Here is a 23,643-nt window from a genome sequence, read left to right as displayed (position 1 = left end):
GGGGTCAGTCGGCCAGGGCTGCGGTCTGTCTCAGCAACCTCACCAGCTCCTGGGCAGCGCGTTGCAGCGGCTGTTGCTTGAGCCAGAAGGCATGCACCGGCAGGCGCAGTTCATTGCGGGTGTTGCGAAAATCCAGTTGCACCAGTCGCCCGGCCTTGAGCAGCGGGGCAATGCGCGACAGCGGGAAGTCGCCCCAGCCAAGCCCGGCCTCGACCATCTCGATGGCCATGCTCAGGCTGTCGGTGCGCCAGTGCGAGGCACCGATCAGCACGCGGGGGTCGAGCATCGGCAAATCGCGGCTGGCCACCACGATCTGGCGCACGTTGACCAGGTCTTCGAGGTAGCGCACCTGCTCGCCCAGCGCGGGGTGATGGGGCGAGAGGGTGGCGGTCAGCGACTCCATGCCGACCTGTTCGAAGCGCTGGCGCGGGTCGACCGTCAGCCCGGCAAACGCCAGGCACAGCTGCACGCGACCTTCGTGCAGCAGGTGCAGCGCATCTTCCTGCGGGGCGCTGAGCACCTCCACCTGCAGCAGCGGGTGGCGCTGGCTGATCTGGCCGATGGCCTGGAGCAGCGGCTGGTGATCGATGTCGGGCACCACGCCGATGGCCAGGGTGCTTTCCAGGCCCTGGGAAAGCTCGATGGCGTGCACCTGAAGCTGCGTCAGCTGGTCGGCGATCAGCCGGGCATGGGGCTCCAGCGCCAGGGCCAGCGGGGTGGGGCGGGTTTCACGGTGGGTACGCTCGAACAGGGCAAAGCCTAGCTCCGCCTCCAGGTTGGCGATGGCCATGCTGACTGCCGAGGGTACCCGCCCCAATGCCCGGGCGGCAGCCGAGAACGAGCCGCGGTCGAGCACCGCAAGAAACAGTTCGATAGTGTCGCTGGAAAAATTCATCAGCCTCTCCTTTCAGTAGATCTGATAGCTGCTGACTTTTTCTGTCAAGAAGATTGACGCATCCTGCCGGCCGAATTTGATTTGCCGAGGGGTGAAAAGGTGCAAGGTCTGAAACGCAAGCTGGTGTATGTAACGGCCTATGAAGGTATCGGGCTGTGCCTGTCGACACTCGGGCTGGCGCTGCTGTCCGGCACCGCGCCCAGCAACACCGGGCCGCTGGCCGTGATGATCACCACCATCGCGATGGTGTGGAATTTCATCTACAACACCCTGTTCGAGTACTGGGAGAGCCGCCAGGCCACACGGGGGCGCAGCGTGGCCCGGCGCGTGGCGCACGCGATCGGGTTCCAGCTGACCCTGGTGGTGTACCTGATCCCGCTGATTGCCTGGTGGCTGGGGATTTCGCTGTGGGAGGCCTTCTTGGTGGACCTGGCGTTCATCATCCTGATCCCGTGCTACACGTTCCTCTACAACTGGCTGTTCGATCGGGTGTTCGGGCTGCCGAGTTCGGCATCGGCACAGGTATCGCCCGCCGTGTAGGTCGTGCAGGCCCGCGATGCTTTGCTTCTGAGCGTCGGCTAGGCATAGAATGATAGGAATTCTCATTCGTACCCCCGGTCGCCCATGTCCACTCCCGATCCCGCGTTGCGCGAACAGGTCAGCCGTATCTATCAGGACCACCACCGCTGGTTGCAGGGCTGGCTGCGTCCGCGGGTGGCCTGTCGGCACTTGGCGGCCGACCTGATGCAGGACGTGTTCGTGCGGGTGCTCAGCGCCCCGGACGCCAGCGACCGGCTAGGCGCGGTACGCGAACCACGCGGCTACCTGGCCACCATCGCGCGGCGTTTGATGATCGACTACTTTCGCCGTGCCCGCCTCGAGCGGGCCTGGTTGCAGGCACTGGCCGAGCAGCCCGAAGCGGTGGAGATATCCGAGCAGGAGCGGCTGATCCTGCTGCAGACCCTGTGCGAGCTGGATGCCATGCTGGCGGGGCTCGGCCCGCGCATACGCCGGGCCTTTCTGCTGTCGCAGCTCGATGGCATGACCTACAGGCTGATCGGCGAGGAGCTGGGGGTTTCCGAGGTGACGGTCACCCGCTATATCGCCAAGGCCTTTCATCACTGTACGCTGTACAGCCTGCAAGCCGACTCGTGACCCCATGGCTACTCTCGACCCTCTCCAGCGCGCCGCGCTGGAACAGGCTGCGCTTTGGCGCGCCCGCCTCAATGCTGATGCCGTGGATGATACCGACCGGCAAGCGTGGCAGACCTGGCTGGACGCCCACGACCAGCATCGCTGGGCCTGGCAACAGGTCGTCCAGGTTCAGCAGCGGCTTGGCCAGCTATCTGGCGGGCTGGCCGGGCGTACCCTGGACATCGCCGGGCAGCCTGCCGCGATCCCGCGGCGCGGCGTGCTCAAGGGCATACTGGTGCTGGCCGGCACCAGCGGCCTGGGCTGGGCCGGCTACCGAGAGCTGAGCAGCGGGCCGTGGACGGCGGACTACCATACCCGCGTCGGCAAGCGTCAGGCATTGACCCTGGCCGATGGCACCCGGCTTGAACTCAACACCGACACTGCCCTGGATGTGCGCTACGACAACCAGCAGCGCCTGCTGGTACTGCGCCAGGGCGAGGTGATGATCACCAGCGCCGCCGACAAGGCCGGGCGCCCGTTGCGGGTGCAGACCGTCAACGGCACCGTCGAGGCGCTGGGCACGCGCTTTCTGGTGCGCCGCGACAGCGACGCCAGCAGCACGCAACTGGCGGTGTACCAGGGCCAGGTGGGCGTGATGCCGCGCGATGGCATGGGGGGGGCGGTGGTCGATGCCGGGGATCAGGTGCGGTTTTCACACCCCAAGTTCGTGCTTGGCTCGCCACTGGAGCCCGACCGCGATGCCTGGCGCAGGGGGCTGCTGATTGCCAACGACCAGATGCTGGGGGTATTCATCGCCGAGCTGCGGCGTTATCGCGCCGGTTGGCTCAAATGTGCCAACGAGGTTTCCAGCCTGCGTATCAGCGGTACCTTCAAGCTCGACGACACCGAGCAGATTCTGCGCGCCATCGGCAAGACCCTGCCGGTGCGGGTCGAGCGGCGCACAAAATACTGGGTAAGCATCGAACCCCTCACGACCTGAAAAATATTTTTCGTAAATGATAGGTATTCGCTCCTTCGTTCGACTTCTAGGCATGCAGGCGTGATGGCCTGACTGCCAACCAGAAGAGAAAAGAACCGATGAATACCCGATCACCGGTCGCGGCAAGGCTGCGTACCACGCTGTTGTGCTCCACCCTGCTGTGGCCGCTGGCGATGCCGGGCATTGCGCACGCCGACAGCACCACACCGACCGAATACAACCTCGACCATGGCGACCTGGGTCAGGTTCTGAACCGCTTCGCCGCCCAGGCCGGCGTGGTGCTCTCGTTCGCACCGAGCCTGACCGCGGGCAAGACCAGCGCCGGCCTGCACGGGCGTTACAGTGTCGATCAGGGCCTGCAGGCGTTGCTCGAGGGCAATGGCCTGATGGCCGTGCGTGAAGACGACGGGCGCTACAGCCTGGCCCCGCTGCCGCAAACTGCCGGGGCGCTGAACCTGGGCGTGACCGAAGTCACCAGCAACCAGTTGGGTACCATCACCGAAGACAGCGGCTCCTACACGCCAGGCACCATCGCCACCGCCACACGGCTGGTGCTGACACCGCGCGAAACGCCCCAGACCATCACCGTGGTCACCCGTCAGCACATGGACGATTTCGGGCTCAACAACATCGACGATGTGATGCGCCATACCCCGGGCATCACCGTGTCGGCCTTCGACAGCGACCGCACCAGCTACTATGCCCGCGGCTTCTCGATCAACAACTTCCAGTACGACGGCATCCCCTCGACGGCGCGCAACGTCGGCTATTCGGCCGGCAACACCTTGAGCGACATGGCCATCTATGACCGCGTGGAAGTGCTCAAGGGCGCTACCGGCCTGCTCACCGGCGCGGGGTCGCTGGGGGCCACGATCAACCTGGTGCGCAAGAAGCCGACTGCCGATTTCAAGGGGCATTTCACCCTGGGCGCCGGCAGCTGGGACAACTACCGCAGCGAACTCGACGTGGGCGGCCCGCTGACCGACAGCGGCAACGTGCGCGGCCGTGCGGTGGCGGCCTACCAGGACAAGCACTCGTTCATGGACCACTACCAGCGCAAGACCAACGTCTACTACGGCATCCTCGAATTCGACCTGAGCCCGGACACCCTGCTCACCGTGGGCGGTGACTACCAGGACAACAAGCCGGAAGGCTCGAGCTGGTCGGGCAGCATTCCGCTGTTCGATGCCCAGGGCAACCGCAACGACCTGCCACGCCACTTCAACAACGGCGCCAAGTGGAGCCATTGGAACCAGTACACCCGCACCGTGTTTGCCAGCCTGGAGCATCACCTGGCCAACGGCTGGGTTGCCAAGGCGCAGTTGGACCACAAGATCAACGGCTATGACGCGCCGCTGGGCTCGATCCAGGGTTACTACCCGCGCGCCGACGGCACCGCCAGCCTCTATTCGGCCAAATACACGGGCGAGACGGTGAGCAATTCGGCCGACCTCTACGCCAGCGGGCCGTTCGAGCTGCTGGGGCGTGAGCACGAACTGGTGATCGGTACCTCGTTTGCCCAGTCTCACTGGGAAGGCAAGGGCTGGTGGAGCGCCCGGTACCCCAATGGCAACTCCGTCGACTACGGCAGCTGGAACGGCAACACCCCCGAACCGGACTGGGGGGAGCAGACCCAGACCGTGGATGACCGCGTGCGTCAGACCGGCACCTACGTGACCACCCGTCTGCACCCCACCGACGACCTGACGCTGCTGCTCGGTGCACGCCTGGCCAACTACCGCATCAACGGCGTGACCGCCAACGGCCGCGAGGACGATCGCCTGCTGCCCTACCTGGGGGCGGTGTACGACCTCAATGACTACCTGTCGCTGTACGCCAGCTACACCGATATCTTCATGCCGCAGGATGCCTGGTACCGCGACCGCAACAACCGCCTGCTCGACCCGGATGAAGGGCAGAACTACGAGGTGGGCCTGAAGGGTGAGTTCCTGGACGGGCGCCTGAATGCGAGCCTGGCGTATTTCGAGATTCACCAGAGCAGCCGGGGCGAAGAGGACCGGGCCTACAACGGCAACCCGACCAACCCGGCGGTCGAGTATGCCTACGAAGGCATCAAGGCCAAGACCAAGGGTTATGAGGCAGAGATCTCCGGCGAACTGGCTGAGGGCTGGCAACTGCAGGGGGGTTACACCCACAAGGTGATCCGCGATGACCAGGGCAAGAAGGTGTCGACCTGGGAGCCCGAGGACCAGGTCAGTTTCTACACCAGCTACAAGCTCAAGGGGGCGCTCGACCGCTTGACCATCGGCGGTGGTGCGCGTTGGCAGGGCAAGGGCTGGCAGGTGTTGTCGAACAACGTCAAGAAGCGCGACGAAGAGTTTGCCCAGGACCCTTACTGGCTGGTGGACCTGATGGCGCGTTACCAGATCAGCGAGCAGCTGTCGGCCACGCTGAACGTCAACAACGTGTTCGACAAGGCCTACTTCACCAATATCGGCTTCTACAACTCGGCCTCTTATGGCGACCCGCGCAACGTGATGGTGACCACTCGCTGGGACTTCTGAGCCAGCGTGCCGAGGTGTCAGGCCTGCCGTTGGGCGAGGCAGGCCTGGTGGATCGCGTCCCAGCATTCCTGGCTCCACAGGCGGATCCAGGTGGCGGCCCACAGGCGGTCCCAATGCCGGCGCAACGGGTTGCGTCGGCGCGCCTCCAGCAGCTCTTCGATTTCTTCGTTGAGCGATACCGGCTCGAAACCGGTCCATACCGGTGGTACCGGTGCCACGATGTTGTAGTAGCAGACCGGCGCGACTTCCTCGTAGAAGATGCGCTTGAGCTCGGCCAGGTCGAAGGGTTCGAGTTCGCGGGCGATCCAGGCGTAGTCCACCCAGCTGTCGACGAACGACTCGGAGAGCAGGGCGCGGACGTTGTGGCGTTGTTCTGGGGTCACGGGGCGGGCTCTTGTGGGGATGCCCGATGCTGCGCGGTTTGTCGTTGGCAGGTCAAGCGCAGCAAGACCCTTCGCCGGCAAGGTCGGCTCCTGCACAACACCTCCTGCAGGAGCCGGCCTTGCCGGCGAAAGGCGCACCGCCATTCTCAATCCAGGCTCAGCTTGGCCTCGATGCGGTCCAGGTGCTGGTGCATCAACTGCAGCGCCGCCTCGCTGTCGCCGTCCTCCAGTGCGTCCACCAGGGCTGCATGTTCCTGCCAGGCGCAGTGTTCGCAAGGCTGGGTCTCGTACTGGGCAATGATCAGCGACGTCATGGGCACCAGCCCGTTGAGAAACCGCGTCAACGGGGCATTGTCGGCCATCTCCGCCAGCTTCAGGTGAAACTCGCCCCCCAGACGAATCGCCGTGCACCGATGGCCCTGCTCGTGGTGCTTGCGCTCGCGGGCAATCAGCTCGCGCAACTGGCGGATGCGTGGGGCACTGGTGCGCCGCGCCGCCAGCCCGATCAGCGTGGTTTCAGCCAGGCGCCGGGCACTGAGCACCTGGCGCGCCTGCTGCGGGTCGGGTGCGGCCAGCCGGGCGGTGTGCGCCGGGCGTTGCACCACCACCTGCTGGTCGGACAGGCGCCCCAGCACGCGGCGGATCACCGTGCGGCTCACGCCGAAGGCCTGGCCCAGCGCCTGCTCGGTCAGCGCGGTACCTGGCGCCAGGCGCTGTTCGAGGATCGCATCGAACAGGCGCGGGTAGATCTCGTCAGCGCTCAGGCGCTGCTCGCCGGCCGCCAGCAGCGCGGGCAGGGCGATCGCGGACGGGGTAGCAGGGCAGGCGTTCATGGTCGCTCTCCTGGTCAGTTGCCCGGGTGTTCATCCGGAATGGTCAATTCGATGCCCATGCGCAGGCCTTCCTGCAGAATGTGCCGGCGCATCTGCGCACTGGCCTGGGCGCTGTCCTTGTTGCGGATGGCGCGCACCACCGCCTCGTTCTCTTCCAGGCGCGCGGCCAGGTGCTCGGGCGAGTTGTGCAGCACCTGGGCGCTCTGCTTGAGGGCATTGCTGGTCTGCTGCACCACACTCTGGAAAATCGGGTTGGCGGTCAGTGCGAACAGCTCTTCGTGAAATGCCAGGTAGGCGCGCACCCCGGCTTCGCTGTCGCTGGCCTCCAGGGCCTCGCGCATGTCCATCAGGGTCAGGCGCAACTGGCCGATTTCCTTGCTGCTGACCGACTGCGCCACCAGCCCGACAATGAACGGCTCCAGCGTGTAACGCAGCTGCAGCACGTCCTCCAGGCTGGCTCCGGCCACGGCCGCGGGGGCCTGTACCAGCTCCTGGGTGCCGGGGTCGAGCACCAGCACTCCCTTGCCTGGCATGGAACGCACCAGGCCGAGGGTCTCCAGCACCGTGACCGCTTCGCGCAGGCTTGGCCGGCTGATGCCCAGTTGCTCGGCCAGTTCTCGCTGACCCGGGAGCATCTCGCCCGAGCGCCACTGGCCACGGGCCAGTGCCTGGCGCAGTTTCTCCACTACCGCATTCACTACCGTCGATGAGGTAATCACTGTTTGCTCCCTGAAAACACATGCATACGTCGTTGCCTAGAATTCCTGTTGATGGGCAGGGGTGGGCAGCTTGCGCGTCTGGAAGCTGAAGCCCTGCTTGCCGTTGAGTACGTTGTTGGCGCGTTCCAGATCAATGTCCTTTTCCCAGCGGGCGATGGCCACGGTGGCCACGCAGTTGCCGATCAGGTTGGTCAGCGCGCGGCCGATGCCCATGAACCAGTCCACCGCCAGCACCAGCACCAGGCCCACCACCGGGATGGCCGGTACTGCCGTGAGGGTGGCGGCCAGAATCACCAGCGCCGACCCCGGAATGCCGTGGGCGCCCTTGGAGGTGATCAGCGACACCAGCAGGATGGTCAGCAGGTCGGTCATGGCCAGCGGCGTGCCGGTGGCGTTGGCGATGAACACGATGGCCAGGGTGAGGTAGATGGAGAAACCGTCCAGGTTGAAGGAGTAGCCCGTGGGGATCACCAGGCCGACGGTGGAGCTGCCGATGCCCAGGTGTTCGAGCTTGCGCATGATCTGCGGCAGGACCGCATCGGACGACGCAGTACCCAGCACGATGCCCAGTTCTTCACGCATGTACTTGAGGAACGGGAACAGCTTCAGGCCCGAGACGCGCATCACTGTCCCCAGGATCACCAGCACGAAGCCTGCACAGGTCACGTAGAACAGCGCCACCAGGCCGCCCAGGTGTTGCAGCGAGTCCAGGCCGTACTGGCTGGTGGTGAAGGCGATGGCGCCGAACACGCCGATCGGCGCCAGGCGCACGATCATGCCCATGATGCGGAAGATCACATGGCTCAGTTCGTTTATCAGCCGGGTGATACCCGACGCGGCCTCGCCCACCAGGTTCAGGGCGCTGCCGAACAGCACCGAGAACAGCAGCACCTGGAGGATGTTGTTGTCGGCGAAGGCGCCGAGCACCGAATTGGGTATCAGGCCCATGAGGAACGCTGCCGTGCCCTGGATATGCTGGCCACGCTCGGCCAGCGCACCGGCATCGGCGGTCGACAACTGGTCGAGGTGGATGTTGGCACCGGTACCGATGCCTGAGGTGAATGCCAGTACCAGCCCCAGCACCAGCGCAATGGTGGTCAGCACTTCGAAGTAGATCACCGACTTGAGGCCGATGCGGCCAACCTTCTTGAGGTCGCCGGCACCGGAAATGCCGCTGACCACCACGCAGAACACAATCAGCCCGATGAGCATCTTGATCAGCTTGATGAAGCCGTCACCGAGGGGTTTGAGTTGCAGGGAAACTTCAGGAAAGCTCAGGCCGCAGGCGATGCCGAGCATCAGGCCGAGCACCACTTGGAGGAAGATCGAACGCGAGCACCATTTGAGCATGGGGAGGGATCTCTGGTCGGTGTCCGTGCTTCTGGCGACAAGCGCCGAGCGACAGACTTAATTATTGTGGTCTTACCGGTATGTCCAGTGCAGGCGCAGTGTAGGCGGGGTTTTTGCGGGTTTGCAAGTATTTCGCGAATCCAGGGCATCAGATCGGTTTTACCGGTCTGACCAGTTGCAGTACTTATCGACGACAAAAGCGCTTCAAGCAACAGTGGCAGGCGCCTGTCACGCTTTTGCGAGGGCAGTGATCAAGGCTTGGAAAGGGCCAGGTCTACCGCTGCAATCAGCTTTCCCAGGTCCTTGGGTGGAGCTTTGTGAATAACACCGAACAAGTAGGCACGTTGCTCGTCCGCATCTTCCAGGTCGGCGAAAAAGGCATTGAGCTTGACGCCCAGCACGTCGGCAAAGGTGAACAGCGCTTCGACACTGGGGGTGTAGGTGCCGGTTTCAAAGCGGCTTATGGTTTTGGGGTCAAAACCGGTTTTTTCGCCAAGTTCAGCCTGAGTAAGCCCGGCTACCTTGCGATAGCGTCTGATGGCTGGACCCAAACTAGATAATTCCATCGCTCGATTCCCATTTAGAATCAAGAACTTAACGATAAATATTGGCATTGCACAACGCCACGTTTCATCACCTTTTCTTGCAAAATGTGATGTATTTCGTAGAATCGTTCACTTGGACCGACATTTACGCTGCAGGTTTCAGGGCCGCTGGACAAGGCTTTAGCGTGCGCTTCAGGGAGTTTTAACGTGCGTCTCAATCTGCCGGTCACGGCTGTCGAACAGACCTTTCCGGACCATCAGCGGCTGATTTCCGCCACCGATACCGACAGTAACATCACCTATTGCAATGCCGAATTCGCCGCCATGAGTGGCTTCAGCCAGGCGGAACTGATCGGCAGCACGCACAACCTGGTGCGCCACCCGGACATGCCGCCTGCCGTATTTGCCCTGATGTGGCAGTACCTCAAGGCCGGCCAGAGCTGGATGGGCATCGTCAAGAACCGCTGCAAGAACGGCAACTTCTACTGGGTCAGCGCCTACGTCACACCGGTGCTCGAGGACGGCCGCCTGGTCGGCTACGAATCGGTACGGGTCAAGCCCACTCGCGATCAGGTGCAGCGCGCCGAAGCGCTGTATGCCCGTCTGCGTGAAGGCAAGCCCCCCGTGCCCTTCGGGCGTCGCCTGGCCCTGCAGGGCCGCGTGCTTGCGCTGCCGTTGCTGGCAGCCGCTTTGGCCATGGGCGCCAACCGGCTGTTGCCGGGCTGGGGCGGGCAGGGCATCACGCTGGCGCTGTTCGTGGCGGTGGGCCTGTGGGGGCACAATCGCCTGCGCCATGAAGTGCGCCAGATCGTGCGCAGCACCCCCAACACGTTCTCCGACCCGATCAGTGCGCTGGCCTACAGCGAAGCGCTGGGGCCGACCGCGCAACTGCAGATGGTGTTGATCAGTGAAGAGGCGCGCCTGAAAACCGCGCTGACGCGCCTGAGCGACCTGGCCAACCAGATGGCCGTGGCCGCCAGCGATTCCAGCCGGCTGTCCAATGCCACCGAGCTGGCGCTGCTCGACCAGCGCGCCGAAACCGACATGACCGCGGCGGCGATGACCGAGATGGCGGCATCCATCGCCGAAGTGGCGGTGCATGTACAGCAGACCGCCAGCGAGGCCGGCACCGCCAACCAGCTGGCCGAACAGGGCAGCCAGGTGGCCGGTACCTCGCGCGAGGCGATCCAGCTGCTGGCCAGCACCGTCACCCAGATCAACCAGGCGGTCGGCCACCTGGCCGGGCAGACCCAGGACATCATGCTGGCTGCCAGCGTGATCCAGGCGATTGCCGACCAGACCAACCTGCTGGCGCTCAACGCTGCCATCGAGGCGGCGCGGGCCGGCGAGCAGGGCCGCGGCTTTGCCGTGGTGGCCGATGAGGTGCGCGCCCTGGCAGGCAAGACCCGCCAGTCGACCCAGCAGATCCAGGGCATCATCGAGACCCTGCGCAGCGGCGCCGATGACGCGGTGAGCATCGCCAACCTGGGCATCCAGGAGGCCGAGCAGGGCGTGGCGCAGGTGGTCGAGGCGCAGCGCGCACTGCAAGGCATTCGCGAGGCGGTGGCACGCATCACCGATATGACCCAGCAGATGGCGGCCGCCTCGCAGGAGCAGTCCTACGTGGCGGAGGACGTGTCGCAGCAGATCAATCGGGTAGCCGGCACGGTGCAGAAGACTGCCGACAACGCCAATGCCGCCGCCACCCGTGGTGGCGAGCTTGAGCATATTTCCAGCGGCCTGCGTGCCTTGGTTGAACGCTTCAACCGATAGCCGCCAGGCGAGTGAACGAGCATGGATGACAACTACCGCGCGGCCGTCGACGCGGCCGCGATCTTTTCCGAAACCGACCTCGCCGGACGCATCACCTACGTCAACCAGCAGTTCTGCAGCATCTCCGGCTACAGCCGTGAAGAGCTGCTGGGGGCCAACCACCGCATCCTCAATTCCGGCCTGCACGGCAGTGACTTCTTCGAGAGCATGTGGGCATCGCTGGTAGCCGGCAAGGTCTGGAAGGGCGAGATCTGCAACCGCGCCAAGAACGGCTCGTTGTACTGGGTCGACAGCACCATGGTGCCACTGCTGGACCCGGCCACCGGCAAGGTCCGCAAGTATGTGTCGATCCGCTTCGACGTCAGCGAGAAACGCCAGCTGGTGCACACCCTGCAATGGCGCGTGGGGCATGACGTGCTCACCGGGCTGCCCAACCGCGCATTCCTTTCGGACCTGCTGAACCAGGCCCTGGAATTCTCGCGCACCGAGCAGTTCCCGCTGGCGGTGTGCATGCTCGATCTGGACGGCTTCAAGGCGGTCAACGACGGCTATGGGCATGCCTGCGGCGACCTGCTGCTGGTCGAGGTGGCGGCGCGGCTCAAGGGCATACTGCGTGGCGGCGATGCGGTTGCGCGGTTGTCTGGTGACGAGTTCGTGCTGATTCTGCGCCATGTCGAGGGCCAGGCGCAGTTGCGCACGGTGCTGGGGCGGGTGCTGTCGGCGGTGGCGGCGCCGTATTCGATTCGTGGCCAGCAGATCAGTGTCAGCGCCAGTATCGGCGTGACCCTGTACCCGGCCGACAACGATGATGCCGACACCCTGCTGCGCCATGCCGACCAGGCGATGTACGTGGCCAAGCAGAGCGGACGCAACCGCTTCCACCTGTTCGACGTATCGCTGGACCAGGAAGTGAAGGCCACGCACCAGACGGTTGAGCGGGTCCGCCGCGCCATGAAGAATGGCGAGCTGCGCCTGTTCTACCAGCCCAAGGTGAACATGCGCAGTGGCGAGGTGCTGGGCTTCGAGGCCTTGCTGCGCTGGCAGCACCCGGTCAAGGGGCTGGTGCCGCCAGCGGAGTTCCTGCCGTTGATCGAGCAGACCGACCTGATCGTGGACATCGGCGAGTGGGTGATCGACCGCGCGATGGCGCAGATGCAGCATTGGCAGGACGCCGGGTATCGCTGGTCGGTGAGCGTGAACATCGCGGCGCGCCACTTTCAACGGTCTGACTTCGTCGAGCGCCTGCGCCTGTTGCTTGCGCGTCATGACGGGGTTGCGCCGCGCATGCTCGACCTTGAGATCGTCGAGTCGGTGGCAATCGAGAACATCAAGCGGGTCAGCGAATGCCTGGAGGCGTGTCAGCAGTTGGGGGTGCAGTTTTCACTGGATGACTTTGGCACCGGCTATTCGTCGCTGAGCTATCTCAAGCGCCTGCCCACCCAGGCGATCAAGATCGACAAGTCGTTCGTGCGCGACATCCTGCATGACCAGGATGACCTGGCCCTGACCCGCGCGGTGATCGGCCTGGCACGGGCTTTCGGGCGCCAGGTGATCGCCGAGGGGGTAGAGACGGTGGAGCATGGCGAGGTGCTGATGGGGCTTGGCTGCGATGTGGCGCAGGGCTACGGCATCGCCCGGCCGATGCCGGCGGCGGAGGTGGTGGGATGGGTGCGCGAGTATGTGCAGCCGCATGAGTGGGTGGTGTTGCGCCAGGCGTAATGCCGCATCGGGCCCTTGGCCGGCAAGGCCGGCTGCTGCAGGGCCGGCGCTACAACTGCGGCGCCGTGTTCTTCACCACCGCCAGTTCCGGGTGCGCCACCAGCTTGTCGATGTGCAGCTCGTCGTTGTTCATCCAGGTTTCGCTCAGCACCCGGTAATGCTCCATGTCCCGGCAGCGCATGCGCAGGCTGTAGTCGAAATGCCCGCTGATGAGCTGGCACTCGAATACCTGCGGGCAGGCCTTCATGCAGGCCTCGAAGGCCCGTTGGGCCGAGCGCCCGCTCTGGTTGGACAACGCCACCAGCACCAGCAGCGACAACCCTGGCGACACCCGCTGCACATCGATGATCGCGCCATAACCACGTATCACCCCGCGTCGCTCCAGCTTGCGCACCCGCTCCAGGCAAGGCCTGGGCGTCAGGTGCACCAGCGAAGACAGCTTCTCGTAGGTGATGCGCCCGTTGTGGCGCAGTACGTCGATGATCGCCTCGTCGATCCGATCCAGAGGCGGCGTGTCATGCAAGCGGTTGGCCTTGGTGTCCATGGTGGCGTCGGTTCACTTCAAACGGTTGGAAAGAAATTGCTGCAGGCGTTCGCTCTGCGGCTGGTCGAGCATCTGCGGGCCGCCCTGTTCCTCGACCCGGCCCTGGTGCAGGAACAGTACCTGGCTAGACACCTGGCGGGCAAAGCCCATCTCGTGGGTGACCATCAGCATGGTACGGCCTTCCTCGGCCAGCGTCTGTATCACCTTGAGCACTTCGCCAACCAGTTCCGGGTCCAGTGCCGAGGTCGGTTCGTCGAACAGGATTATCTCCGGTTCCATCGCCAGCGCCCGCGCAATGGCCACGCGCTGCTGTTGCCCGCCAGACAGGAATGCCGGGTACTGATCGGCCGCGCGCCCTGGCAAGCCGACCTTGTCCAGGTAGGCGCGGGCGCGGGCCTCGGCCTCGCGCGGGCTCACCCCAAGCACGCGGCGCGGCGCCAGGCAGATGTTCTCCAGCACGGTCATGTGGCTCCACAGGTTGAAGTGCTGGAACACCATGGCCAGGCGCGTGCGCAGGTTCTGCAGCTGGGCCGGGTTCGGCGCGCGGGTGCCGGCGCGGCCCTGGTGCATCTCGATGCTCTGCTCGTCGAGGGTGATCACGCCCGAGTCCGGCTGTTCGAGAAAGTTGATGCACCGCAGCATGGTGCTCTTGCCCGAGCCGCTGGCACCGATCAGGCTGATCACGTCGCCCTTGCGCGCCTGCAGCGAGACGCCCTTGAGTACCTGGTGATCGCCATAGCTCTTGTGCAGGGCATCCACGCTCAGTTTGATGGCGGCGCTGCTGACGCGCGGGGCGGTGGGGGTTTCGTACAGGGCCTGGCCATGGGCCGGCAGGGGGTGTGCGCAAAGGGTCATGGGTCAGCCTCGGGCAGGAACAAGGAAACGCATCCAGCGGCGTTCGGCCAGGCGAAACAGCCCGACCAGCGCGAAGGACAGCAGCATGTACAGAATGGCCGCGATGCCGAAGGCCTGGAACGTCAGAAAGGTCGCGGCGTTGGCGTCGCGGGCCACTTTGAGGACGTCGGCGACGGTGGCGGTGAACGCCAGCGAGGTGGCATGCAGCATCAGGATCAGCTCGTTGCTGTACACCGGCAGCGCACGGCGCAGGGCTGCCGGCAGCACCACGAACAGGTTCAGGCGCCAGCCATGCAGGCCGTAGGCCTGGGCGGCCTCGATCTCGCCATGGGGAATGTTGCGAATGGCCCCGGCGAAGATCTCCACGGTGTAGGCGCAGGTGTTGAGCACAAAGGCCAGCAGCGTGCAGTTGAGCGCATTGCGCAAGAACTGGTCGAGCAGCGCGTTGTCACGCACCACCTCCAGCCCGTACAGCCCGGTGTAGCAGATCAACAACTGGATATACAGCGGGGTGCCGCGAAACACGAAGGTGTACAGCTCTACCGGCCAGCGCAGCCAGCGCTTGCGCGACACCCGCGCCAGCGCCAGTGGCAACGACAGCACCAAACCCAGCACCATGGTCACGATGAACAGCCACAGCGTCATCGCCAGCCCCGACATGCCCGCGCCATCGCTGTACAGGTAGGCCCGGCCGTATTCCTGAAGCAGTTCGATCATGATGCCAACCCCTTGATGCCGGTGTTGTAGCGCCGTTCCAGCACCTTGAACAGGCGATTGGAAAGGGTGGTGATAAGCAGGTAGAGCAGCCCCGCGAACAGCAGAAAGTACAACGGCTCATTGGTGGTCTTGCCGGCGTTCTGCGCAGCCTTTACCAGGTCGGAGAGGCCGATGATCGACACCAGCGCGGTGGACTTGAGCAGCACCAGCCAGTTGTTGCCCAGCCCCGGCAGGGCGAAGCGCATCAGTTGCGGGAACAGCACCAGCTGGAAGCGCTGCACGCGGCTCAGCCCGTAGGCGGTAGCCGCTTCCAGCTGGCCATGGGGCACGCTGAGGATCGCTGCGCGAAAGTTCTCGGTGAAGTAGGCGCCATAGATGAAGCCCAGGGTGATCACGCCGGCCATGAACGGGTTGATCTCGACGTAATCCCAGCCAAGCAGCTCGGTCAGGTCGTTGAGCCACAGCTGCAGGGTGTAGAAGATCAGCAGGATCAGCACCAGGTCGGGCACGCTGCGAATCAGCGTGGTGTAGAGGGTGGCGGGAATGCGCAGCAGGCGCAGCGAGGACAGCTTGGCGCTGGCGCCGATCAGGCCCAGCAGCAGGCTCAGGCCCAGTGACAGAAAGGCCAGTTGCAGGGTCATCCAGGTTCCTTGCAGCAACAGCGGGCCGAAGCCCTGCAGGCTCAGCGCCTGCAAGCCGGTGGAGGTGAGGAAGTCGTTCACGGGAAAACTCTCGGTAGGACCAAAGGCGGGTGCGACAGCGCACCGGGCCGTGCAGGCCCGGGCTCTGCAGGCGATTACTCGTTGTAGATATCGAGGTCGCCGACGTACTTCTGCTGGATCCTGGCGAAGGTGCCATCGGCCAGCACCGCGGCGATGCCCTTGTCGATCAGCGCCTTGAGCTCGGCGTCGTTCTTGCGCAGGCCCATGGCGATGTCCAGGGGCAGGGTGGGGTCCTTGATTGCCGGGCCGCTCTTGAAGTCGGCGCCTTCGGGGGTGTTGAGGAAGTTCAGCTGCGCTTCGAGCTTGTCGGTGAGGGTGGCGTCCAGGCGCCCGTTCATGAGGTCGGCATAGTTCTGGTTCTGGGCCTGGTAGGCTTTGACCCGGGCGCCCAGCGGCGCCAGCTTGGCGCGGGCGTAGGCCTCTTGCAGCGAGCCTTGCAACACGCCAACGGTCTTGCCCTCGAGCGATTCGGGGGTGTCGCCGAAGTCGGCGCCCTTGCGCACGATCACCGAGGTGGGGCTGAGGAACAGGCGATCGGAAAACTCGATCTGCTTCTGACGGGCCGGCGTCACCGCCATGGACGACATGATTGCGTCGAACTTGCGTGCACGCAGGGCCGGGATCATGCCGTCGAATTCGTTGTGCACCCAGGTGCACTTGACCTGCAGCTTTTCACAGATGGCATTGCCCAGCTCGATGTCGAGACCTTGCAGGCTGCCATCGGCGGCGACGGATTCGAAGGGCGGGTATTCGGGGAACACGCCGAAACGGATTTCTTTCCATTCCTGGGCCTGGACTGTGCTCGCGCACATGGGCAGGAGCAGCACGCTGAGCAGCTTTCGCAGCGAGGTCATAAAGGTATCCCTGTGTCTTGTAGTTGATGTAGGGCAGTGAACGCTTCGTTGGCCTGAGCCTTGGTCTGTGTGTGACTCTTCGCTCTGGGCGTCAGAATGCGTGAAGGCAGCATTTTTTTTGTGTCGTTTGGGCCGGCGCTTGCTGCCGGATTCTGCTGTTGGCGATTCGGTGTCAGCCGAATCGGCTGCATGACCTCCTGTTTTGGCTTCGGGGCAGCTTGCTGTGTACGGCCGTGCAAGGTGCACGGCCGCCTGGATTGACGTGCAGGCCCGGTCTAGGCGCGTTTCTTGTACACCGCCTGAACCTTGGGCAGCAGCCGTGCAAACAGGTCCTTGGGGTTTTCCAGGGTCGGCACCAGGTCTATTTCATGGCCGATATCCAGGGCCTTGGCCACATCCAGCACATAGCGCAGGGCCGAGTAGTCTTCGATGGCAAAGCCCACCGAGTCGAACAGGGTGACCTGGGTGTCGTTCTCGCGGCCGAGCACCTGGCCGTTGACCACTTGCCAGAACTCGGTGATCGGCGAGTCGGCTGGCATCTGCTGGATCTCGCCCTCGATGCGGCTCTGCGGTTCGTACTCGACGATCACCCGTGCGGCGTCGACGATGTCGCGGTGCAGCTCGGTCTTGCCCGGGCAGTCGCCACCCACCGCGTTCAGGTGCATGCCCGGCTCGATCATGTCGGCGGTCAGGATGGTGGCGTAGGCCTTGTCGGCGGTGACCGTGGTGACGATGTCGGCGCCGCGTACCGCATCGGCCACGGAGCTGGCCAGTACCACCTTGATCGCCGGGAAGGCGCGAAGGTTCGCGGCCAGTTTGGCCGTGGCTTGTGGGTCCAGGTCGTACAGGCGGATTTCTTCGATGCCTACCAGCGCGTGGAAGGCGATGGCCTGGAATTCGCTCTGCGAGCCGTTGCCGATCAGCGCCATGCTGCGGCTGTCGGGACGCGCCAGGTAGCGTGCGGCCAGGGCCGAGGTGGCGGCGGTGCGGATCGCGGTGGTCAGGGTCATTTCGCTGAGCAGCAATGGCGCGCCGGTGTCGACATCGCCCAGCGCACCGAACGCCATCACGGTGAGCATGCCGCGCTGGGTGTTCTTCGGGTGGCCGTTGACGTACTTGAAGGCGTAGAGGTTGGCGTCGGAGGCCGGCATCAGCTCGATCACCCCGTCTGGCGAGTGGTTGGCCAGGCGCGCGCACTTTTCGAAGTCGTGCCAGCGCAGGTAGTCCTGGCGGATGTACTCGGCCATTTCTTCCAGGCAGATGGTGAGGCCCTTGCGGGCGACCAGTTGGCTGAGGTCGTTGACGTCGATGTAACGGGTCATGGGGAGCTCCTTCTTGTGGTCGGTCAATTGCGCACCGGCAGGTGCACTTCGGCGAGCATGCAGCGCGCGCTGCCGCCGCCGATGCGTTCGATGTTGTCGATGTTCACCACCACCGGGTGGGTGTGCCGCTCGACCTGGCGGCGCTGCTCGGGGTGCAGCGAGCGCCAGGCACTGCGCGACATCACCAGCAGCGGCTGGCCTTGCTTGTCGTGCACTTCGAGCATGTTGCCGGCGAAGCCTTCGAGCTGGTCGAAGTCCAGGGCCAGGATGTCCTTGCCGGTGGCGCGCAGGCTGTGTTCCAGGGTACGGCGCTCGTCGGCATCGGGCAGTGCCTTGAGGCACACCACCGACAGCCCGCGGCCCACGCTCATCATTACGTTGCAGTGGTAGATGGGCGCCCGGTGTCGGTCGACGGCGTGAAACAGGCACAGGCGGTAGTCGAGCCTGTCGGCGAACTGGCGCAGTGCTTCGGTGTGGGTGCGTCCGGAGTGGCAGGCGTAGCTGATGCGGTGTTCGCGGTCGAGCACCATGCTGCCGGTGCCTTCCAGGAACATGCTCTGTTGCTCCAGCGGGCTCAGGTCGATGGTGTTGTGAATGCTGAAACGGTCGGCGAGCACCTGCAGCACGCCCTTGTCGCGTTCCAGCCGGCGGTTGTGGCCCTCCATCGGGTAGAGCACCAGGCTGCCGTCGGCGTGGCTGCTCCACCAGTTGTTGGGGAAGATCGAGTCAGGCGTGTGCGGGGCCGGCGTGTCCTGCACCACCAGCACCTCGACGCCATGCTGGCGCAGGGTGTCCACATAGCCGTCGAACTCTTCCAGCGCTTTATGCTGTGCCTGGTCGGGGTCCAGTGCAGGCTGCTGGAAGCGGTTGTTGAGTGCGGTGTCCGGGTTGAAGGCGAACCGCGCGGGGCGGATCATCAAGACTGTATTGGTGGTTTGCATCGAGGCACGCATCCGGGGTTGGCAGTGCGTCTATTGTCGATGCAGTGGCGCTGCAATCCCGGCTGAAGCGCGCGGGGCGCTCAGCGGGGAAAGCTGAAAAGCGGGGTATTGCAGCGTAATCGGCTGTGCCGGTTCAGGGCAGGTGCTCGGCCATGTCACGCAACTGGTTGGCCAGCGCGACGGCAGCACGGGCGCTGTGTTCGCCTGCCACCAGGTGCGTGAAGGGCAGGTCGATCAGCCGGCCCTCGCGCACCGCACGCAACTTCGAAAGGGCCGGGTGGTTGTGCAGGTACTCGCGCTTGCGCCGGGCCGGCGACCAGACGGCGTCGGCCAGGATGATCACGTCCGGGTCGCGTTGCAGCAGGGTTTCGGGGTCGACGGTCACGCGGTGCAGGTCGACGTCGGCGAACAGGTTGCGCCCACCGGCAACCTGGATCAGTTGGGTGATGAAGCCGCGGCTGCCCTCGCTGTCGAGGCCCTGGTGCTCGCTGTCCAGGTAGAACACCGAAAGCGGGGCATGCTGCGCGGCGAGCTGGCGGGCGCGGTCCAGGTCTGCTCGTTGCTGCGCGATCAGCCGAGCGGCCTGGGATTCGCGCTGCAGCAGCTTGCCCAGGCTGCGCAGGTCGTCTTCGATGGCCGCGAAACCGGAGGCCGGGCGCGGGTCGCAGGCGTTCTCCAGCAGATAGCTGCCGATGCCATTGCGGGTCAGGTGGGTACGGGCGCCCACGCCATCGCGAAAGGCGCTGGCGAAACCGCCGACCACCAGGTCGTAGCGCTGGGCATAGAACACCTCCGGCGAGGGATACAGCCGCGACAGCAGGGGCACGCCGCGGTAGCGCCGGGAGGCCAGCGCCTCGGGGTCGTCATCGATGTAGCTCACCGCAACCAGCGACGGGCCGACCTGCAGGGCCAGCAGCAGGTCGGCGGCATGCTGGTTGAGCGCCAGGATGCGCTGCGGCGGGGCGTGCGGCAGGGTCCAGTCCTGGCCGCAGTTACGGTAGGTCTGGGCGTGGGCCGTGGTGCCGAGCAGGCACAACAGCAGGCAGAGCAGGCGCGTCATGGGGTATCACCATTGAGCAGCAGTGCGCTGACCGGGGTACCTGCGACCAGGTGCTCGCGCACCAGGCGGCGGGCATCGTCGGCGCTGGCGATGCGGTACCAGCAGCGCTCGGGGTAGACGGTGGCGACCGGGCCCAGGTTGCACGGGAACTGGCAGTGGGTACGGGTCAGCAGCACGCCGTCGGCGGTTTCCATGCGCTGGGCGGCGAGCAGTTCGTTGCGCACCACTTTCCACACCTGCTGCGCGCCGCGCTGGGTGCAGCGCGGGCCGGTGCACAGCATCACGTGGCGGGCGTGGGCGGGAATGTGCGACCACTCGGGTTTGCTGGGGATGGGCATGGGCTTGTCCTTGAGTCCGTGGTGCGGCTTGACCCGCGCTGCTTCTAGAAGCTGTAGGTGTAACGCACTTCGCTGGTGAACGGCCTTCCCAGGTTCTGCACCTTGCGCGCGCCGCTGTCCATGCTGGTGGTGTAGTCGCGGTCCAGCAGGTTCTCCAGCAGCAGGCTCAGGCGATGCTGGCGGGCGCCGTCCAGGTAGCGGTAGGCATCGGCGTCCACCACGGTGTAATGCCCGTAGTCCACATCACGCGGGCTTTTCACCGTGCCGATGTAGCGCACCGCCGCGCCTGCGCCCCACATCCGGTCACCCGACTCGTACCCCAGCCGGCTGCGTGCAAAGAACCCGGGAATGTTGTTGAGGGTGGCGCCGTTGCGCGACTCGCTCAGGTTGCGCGTCATGTCTGCCGCCAGCTGCCAGCGGTCACTGAGCTGGAACTGCCCGTTGACCTCGACGCCGCGCACCTGGATCTCGCCATCGCCGTTGACCCATTGTGCATCCACGATGGTGATCAGGTCCTCGATGCGCCGGGTGAACAGCGTACCGCTCAGGCTGTAAGGCTGGCCCTGGATCAGGCCGGTGTAGTCCAGGCCCAGTTCGGCATTGCGGCTCTTCTCCGGCTTGAGGTTGGGGTTGCCCATCTCGTCTCCCGGTTCGTTGACGTACAGTTGCTCGGCGTTGGGCAGCTTGTAGGCGGTGCCGAACTGGCCGCGCAGCTTGAGCTGGTCGGTCAGGTCGTAGAGCGAGGTGAGCATGCCCACCGTGGCACTGTCACCGCCGCTCAGGTGCTCGCGGCGCACGCCGATGCTGGGGTGCCAGTCAGGCAGGGCGTCGATGACAGGGCGCAGCTGCACATACAGCGCATGGGCCTCGGCCTGGTTGTTATCGATCTTGAGCACGTCGTCCTTGCCCTTGAACCACTGGTTGTCGGTACCGAACACCAGGGTGTGCTCGCCGGGGAGCACGGCCTTGCCTTCGGCCTGCATGCCCCAGTCGCTGAAGCCCCAGTAGTCATCGTGGTTGAGGGTGCGGGTGCTGCCGTCGGTGTTGTTGTAGATGCGGGTGTAGCGCGTATCCCAATCGTTCATGTGGCCTTTGACGAAGTAGCTGAAGTCGGGGTTCAGGCGCTGCTCGAAGGTGGCCGTGGCGATCTGCTGCACGCGGTCGTTGGTGGTACGGCGGTTGGCGTCCGGGCGCAGGAAGTCCAGGTTGGCGGCGCTGTACTGGTAGAACAGCTCCAGGCGGCTGTCATCGCCCAGGCTTTGTGCGGCCTTGGCGCCGAAGGTGTTGACCTCGTAGCTGCGCTTCTTGTCGCTGACCGTCGAGGTGATCTGGCTGCTGTGGTAGGGCTGATAGCCCTCGGACACGTTGTGGCTGACGTAGGCCAGCAGCCCCAGGTCGCCCAGGCCGTTGCTGAAGATGCGCTCGATACGGGCATCGCCGTTGCGCCCCATGAAGCTGTCGACGCCCAGGTTGACCTGGCCCGAGGGGTCGCGGCTATGGGCCGAACGGGTGACGATGTTGATGACCCCGGCCACGGCCTGGGTGCCGAACAGCAGGCTCTGGCCGCCCTTGAGTACCTCGATGCGCTCGATGGCGGCGGCGGGCAGGGTGTCTATATAGATGCCGCCGTAGAGGCGGTTGTTCAGGCGCACCCCGTCGAGCATGATCAGCGTGTCGTCGTTGCGCCCGCCCAGCAGCGAATAGGTGCCATAGTCGAACGGCCCCTGCTTGGGCGCCACATACAGGCCCGGCACGAACATCTGCAACACGCGGGTGATGTCGGCGCTGGGGCCGGCGCGCTCGATCTGCTCGCGGTCCACGACCTCCACCTTGCTGCCATAGCGCGCCATCTCGGCCACCGTGGTGGACTCCACCGAGGGTGCGGAAACGATCTGCTGGTCGAGGGTCAGGGGTTCGCTGGCCGCCAGGGCCGGGCTGCCGATCAGGCAACCGATCAGGGTAAAACGACGTGTCTTCATCTACTTCTCGAAAAAGGATTTTTCGGGAAGCGCACAGGAGGGTTCCGGCGAACGCGCGCCAGAATACCGGCTCGTGCCCGCCCACCGCAGGTTTGCCAAAATGACTGAACGCATCCTTTCAACAGTCGTGGGTTTGCAGGCCGGTCTCCGGGCTTGCGAGGCTCGAAGTCATCCGCCTTCCCATGCGTTGCGCACAGTGGCCTGTTGGATGCTTCACTCGCTTACCGTTGCGGGGGCAGCGCCGGACTAGTCATGCAAGACGCACCGGCTTCCCGTTTCACCTGCTGCACGGCGGCAGCAGGCACCTGAAACTGGGCCGCATCTGACCATTGTCATGACCGTTCGTCAACCTGACGGCCTTTGCTGACGAGCGTGCGTTTGTTCCAGGCCAAAAAAAACGGCACCTTCTCAGGTGCCGTTCCTTTAGTGGCTAGCGCCGCTGGAACTTAAATCCAGCGGGGTCAACCGTGCAGCTCTTCGGCCGCATACAAGGTGTTCTCCAGCAGGCACGCCCGGGTCATCGGCCCGACGCCGCCTGGCACCGGAGTGATCCAGCCGGCGCGGGGCAGGGCGGTCTCGTAGACCACGTCGCCCACCAGCTTGCCGTCTTCCTGGCGGTTGATGCCCACGTCGATGACGATGGCGCCTTCCTTGATCCATTCACCCTTGACCAGCCCCGGCTTGCCGGCAGCCACCACCACCAGGTCGGCGCGACCGACGTGGCCGGCCAGGTCCTTGGTGAAGCGGTGGGTCACGGTCACGGTGCAGCCGGCCAGCAGCAGCTCCATGGCCATGGGGCGGCCGACGATGTTCGAGGCGCCCACTACCACCGCATTCATGCCGTACAGGTCCTGACCGGTGCTGTGCAGCAGGGTCATGATGCCTTTGGGGGTGCACGGGCGCAGCAGCGGGATGCGCTGGGCCAGGCGGCCTACGTTATAAGGGTGGAAACCGTCCACGTCCTTGTCGGGGCGAATGCGCTCGAGCAGCAGCGAGGCATCCAGGTGCGCCGGCAGTGGCAGTTGCAGCAGGATGCCGTCGATGTCGGCGTCTTCATTTAGGCGGTCGATCAGGTCGGTCAGCGCCTGCTGGGTGGTGTCGCTGGGCAGGTCATAGGCCTGGGAGTTGAAGCCGACCTCTTCACAGTCTTTACGCTTGTGCGAAACATAGACTTGGGAGGCGGGGTCGCTGCCTACCAGGATCACTGCCAGGCCGGGGGTGCGCAGGCCTTGCTCGCGACGTTGCGCGACACGTTGGGCGATCTGCTGGCGCAGGCTGGCGGCGATCGCCTTGCCGTCGATAAGTTGTGCAGTCATGACGCGTGATTAACCATCGAGAGGGAATAAAAAGAGCGCGCATTCTCGCATGACCGGGGCGCAGGGCAAAGGCGCTTGGTCTGGCAATTCCCCTAACCCCTTAAATAAAATGAATTTTT

At 64.7% G+C, this 23,643-nt stretch carries 23 protein-coding genes and 1 riboswitch; of the genes, 6 read left to right on the top strand and 17 right to left on the bottom strand.

What is annotated here, in order from left to right; genetic code table 11:
• Positions 1-4 precede the first annotated feature (4 nt).
• Positions 5-895, bottom strand: a complete 891-nt coding sequence (locus tag CR917_RS18080) for a LysR family transcriptional regulator (RefSeq protein ID WP_043864522.1) — start codon at positions 893-895, stop codon at positions 5-7.
• Positions 896-994: 99 nt separating this feature from the next.
• Between CR917_RS18080 and CR917_RS18075 the strand changes: the two genes are divergently transcribed.
• The 4 genes from CR917_RS18075 (at position 995) to CR917_RS18060 (ending at position 5,554) form a co-directional block, all read left to right on the top strand.
• Positions 995-1,435: a PACE efflux transporter gene (locus CR917_RS18075; RefSeq protein ID WP_078479716.1), complete on the top strand. Its 441-nt coding sequence runs from the start codon at positions 995-997 to the stop codon at positions 1,433-1,435.
• An 84-nt stretch (positions 1,436-1,519) separates the two neighbouring features.
• Complete coding sequence (locus CR917_RS18070) at positions 1,520-2,050, top strand: sigma-70 family RNA polymerase sigma factor (protein ID WP_043864521.1); 531 nt, start codon at positions 1,520-1,522, stop codon at positions 2,048-2,050.
• A 4-nt stretch (positions 2,051-2,054) separates the two neighbouring features.
• The gene (locus CR917_RS18065) at positions 2,055-3,029 is read left to right on the top strand and encodes a FecR domain-containing protein (protein ID WP_088515238.1); all 975 of its coding nucleotides are present in this window, start codon (positions 2,055-2,057) and stop codon (positions 3,027-3,029) included.
• Between the two features lie 98 nt (positions 3,030-3,127).
• Positions 3,128-5,554 carry a TonB-dependent siderophore receptor gene (locus CR917_RS18060; RefSeq protein WP_168186856.1) on the top strand — a complete coding sequence of 809 codons (2,427 nt, stop codon included), beginning with the start codon at positions 3,128-3,130 and terminating at the stop codon, positions 5,552-5,554.
• 17 nt (positions 5,555-5,571) lie between these two features.
• Here the strand turns inward: CR917_RS18060 and CR917_RS18055 are convergent, their stop codons facing one another.
• The 5 genes from CR917_RS18055 to CR917_RS18035 all read right to left on the bottom strand — a co-directional run bounded on the left by CR917_RS18055 (position 5,572) and on the right by CR917_RS18035 (position 9,405).
• A complete protein-coding gene (locus tag CR917_RS18055; protein ID WP_063612014.1) occupies positions 5,572-5,937 on the bottom strand; it encodes a hypothetical protein in 366 nt (121 codons plus the stop codon).
• Positions 5,938-6,083: 146 nt separating this feature from the next.
• Positions 6,084-6,770, bottom strand: a complete 687-nt coding sequence (locus CR917_RS18050; RefSeq protein ID WP_043864518.1) for a GntR family transcriptional regulator — start codon at positions 6,768-6,770, stop codon at positions 6,084-6,086.
• A gap of 14 nt (positions 6,771-6,784) precedes the next feature.
• Positions 6,785-7,489, bottom strand: a complete 705-nt coding sequence (locus tag CR917_RS18045; protein ID WP_054915296.1) for a FadR/GntR family transcriptional regulator — start codon at positions 7,487-7,489, stop codon at positions 6,785-6,787.
• A gap of 36 nt (positions 7,490-7,525) precedes the next feature.
• Positions 7,526-8,839, bottom strand: coding sequence for a C4-dicarboxylate transporter DctA (locus CR917_RS18040; RefSeq protein WP_043864516.1), 1,314 nt, complete (start codon positions 8,837-8,839; stop codon positions 7,526-7,528).
• Between the two features lie 251 nt (positions 8,840-9,090).
• Positions 9,091-9,405 (bottom strand): helix-turn-helix domain-containing protein, encoded by a 315-nt coding sequence (locus CR917_RS18035; RefSeq protein WP_043864657.1) that lies wholly within the window; start codon positions 9,403-9,405, stop codon positions 9,091-9,093.
• A gap of 186 nt (positions 9,406-9,591) precedes the next feature.
• Between CR917_RS18035 and CR917_RS18030 the strand changes: the two genes are divergently transcribed.
• Together CR917_RS18030 and CR917_RS18025 are read left to right on the top strand one after the other, a co-directional pair.
• Positions 9,592-11,157, top strand: a complete 1,566-nt coding sequence (locus CR917_RS18030) for a PAS domain-containing methyl-accepting chemotaxis protein (protein WP_043864515.1) — start codon at positions 9,592-9,594, stop codon at positions 11,155-11,157.
• Positions 11,158-11,178: 21 nt separating this feature from the next.
• Positions 11,179-12,876 (top strand): bifunctional diguanylate cyclase/phosphodiesterase, encoded by a 1,698-nt coding sequence (locus CR917_RS18025; RefSeq protein ID WP_043864514.1) that lies wholly within the window; start codon positions 11,179-11,181, stop codon positions 12,874-12,876.
• Positions 12,877-12,925: 49 nt separating this feature from the next.
• Here CR917_RS18025 and CR917_RS18020 read toward each other — a convergent pair whose 3' ends face one another.
• The 11 genes from CR917_RS18020 to folD all read right to left on the bottom strand — a co-directional run bounded on the left by CR917_RS18020 (position 12,926) and on the right by folD (position 23,524).
• Positions 12,926-13,420, bottom strand: a complete 495-nt coding sequence (locus CR917_RS18020; protein WP_043864513.1) for an Lrp/AsnC family transcriptional regulator — start codon at positions 13,418-13,420, stop codon at positions 12,926-12,928.
• A 12-nt stretch (positions 13,421-13,432) separates the two neighbouring features.
• Positions 13,433-14,275, bottom strand: a complete 843-nt coding sequence (locus CR917_RS18015; protein WP_236066305.1) for an ABC transporter ATP-binding protein — start codon at positions 14,273-14,275, stop codon at positions 13,433-13,435.
• Between the two features lie 3 nt (positions 14,276-14,278).
• On the bottom strand, positions 14,279-14,992 hold the full coding sequence (locus CR917_RS18010; protein ID WP_043864512.1) for an ABC transporter permease: 714 nt from the start codon (positions 14,990-14,992) through the stop codon (positions 14,279-14,281).
• On the bottom strand, positions 14,989-15,714 hold the full coding sequence (locus CR917_RS18005; protein ID WP_104572748.1) for an ABC transporter permease: 726 nt from the start codon (positions 15,712-15,714) through the stop codon (positions 14,989-14,991). Before CR917_RS18005 ends, CR917_RS18010 begins: the two co-directional genes overlap by 4 nt.
• Positions 15,715-15,788: 74 nt before the next feature.
• Positions 15,789-16,568, bottom strand: a complete 780-nt coding sequence (locus CR917_RS18000; protein ID WP_088515235.1) for an ABC transporter substrate-binding protein — start codon at positions 16,566-16,568, stop codon at positions 15,789-15,791.
• 275 nt (positions 16,569-16,843) lie between these two features.
• A complete protein-coding gene (locus CR917_RS17995; RefSeq protein ID WP_104572747.1) occupies positions 16,844-17,890 on the bottom strand; it encodes an ornithine cyclodeaminase in 1,047 nt (348 codons plus the stop codon).
• 23 nt (positions 17,891-17,913) lie between these two features.
• On the bottom strand, positions 17,914-18,831 hold the full coding sequence (ctlX, locus tag CR917_RS17990; RefSeq protein WP_043864655.1) for a citrulline utilization hydrolase CtlX: 918 nt from the start codon (positions 18,829-18,831) through the stop codon (positions 17,914-17,916).
• A gap of 133 nt (positions 18,832-18,964) precedes the next feature.
• Positions 18,965-19,891: an ABC transporter substrate-binding protein gene (locus CR917_RS17985; RefSeq protein ID WP_088515234.1), complete on the bottom strand. Its 927-nt coding sequence runs from the start codon at positions 19,889-19,891 to the stop codon at positions 18,965-18,967.
• Entirely contained in the window at positions 19,888-20,229 is a 342-nt protein-coding gene (locus CR917_RS17980) for a ferredoxin (RefSeq protein WP_043864507.1), read from the bottom strand. Before CR917_RS17980 ends, CR917_RS17985 begins: the two co-directional genes overlap by 4 nt.
• A 44-nt stretch (positions 20,230-20,273) precedes the next feature.
• Positions 20,274-22,208, bottom strand: coding sequence for a TonB-dependent siderophore receptor (locus tag CR917_RS17975; protein WP_054915293.1), 1,935 nt, complete (start codon positions 22,206-22,208; stop codon positions 20,274-20,276).
• A gap of 120 nt (positions 22,209-22,328) precedes the next feature.
• Positions 22,329-22,532, bottom strand: a riboswitch (cobalamin riboswitch).
• A 137-nt stretch (positions 22,533-22,669) separates the two neighbouring features.
• On the bottom strand, positions 22,670-23,524 hold the full coding sequence (gene folD, locus CR917_RS17970) for a bifunctional methylenetetrahydrofolate dehydrogenase/methenyltetrahydrofolate cyclohydrolase FolD (RefSeq protein ID WP_054915292.1): 855 nt from the start codon (positions 23,522-23,524) through the stop codon (positions 22,670-22,672).
• Positions 23,525-23,643 lie beyond the last annotated feature (119 nt).

The organism is Pseudomonas sp. BRM28 (assembly GCF_002939405.1).
GTDB lineage: Bacteria > Pseudomonadota > Gammaproteobacteria > Pseudomonadales > Pseudomonadaceae > Aquipseudomonas > Aquipseudomonas palmensis.
Note: the sequence above shows the minus strand (reverse complement) of the source record. Positions and strands in the feature narration are given on the sequence as shown.